The organism is Desertibacillus haloalkaliphilus, assembly GCF_019039105.1.
In the GTDB taxonomy this organism is placed as follows: domain Bacteria; phylum Bacillota; class Bacilli; order Bacillales; family KJ1-10-99; genus Desertibacillus; species Desertibacillus haloalkaliphilus.
This window is the reverse complement of the sequence record NZ_JAHPIV010000133.1, coordinates 1-438: the sequence shown is the minus strand read 5'-3', so window position 1 is coordinate 438 and position 438 is coordinate 1. Positions and strand designations below refer to the sequence as shown.

Here is a 438-nt window from a genome sequence, read left to right as displayed (position 1 = left end):
AAGAGAAAGAGGGAGGAAGGGGAAAAAGGGGAGAGGGGGAGAGAAAGGGGAGGAGGGGGGAAAGGGAAGGAAAGGGGAGAGGGAGAAAAGAAGAAGGGAAAAAAAAGAGAGGGGGAAAGGGAAAGAAGGGGAAGAAGGGGGGGGGAAGGGGGAGAAGAAGGGGAAGGGGAAAGGAGAAGGGAAAAGGAAGAAGGGGGAGGGGAGGGAGGAGAAAGGGAGAAAAGGGGGGGGGGGGGGGGGGGAGAGGGGAGGAGAGGGGGAGAGAGGGGAGAGAAAAAAAGGAAGGAGGGAAAAGAAAAGGAGGAAGAGGGGAGGGAGGAAAAAGGGGAAGGAAAAAGAAGAGGGGAGGAAGGAAGAGGGAGAGAGAAGGGAGGGGAGAGGAGAAAGAGGGGGGAAGAGAAAGGGGAAAAAGGGAAGGGGAGGAAGGAGGGAGAAGAA

Annotated in this window: 1 protein-coding gene; it reads left to right on the top strand. The window is 56.6% G+C overall.

What is annotated here, in order from left to right:
* Positions 1-438 (top strand): hypothetical protein (locus KH400_RS29710; RefSeq protein ID WP_217228033.1); only part of this gene is annotated, 438 nt, incomplete at both ends.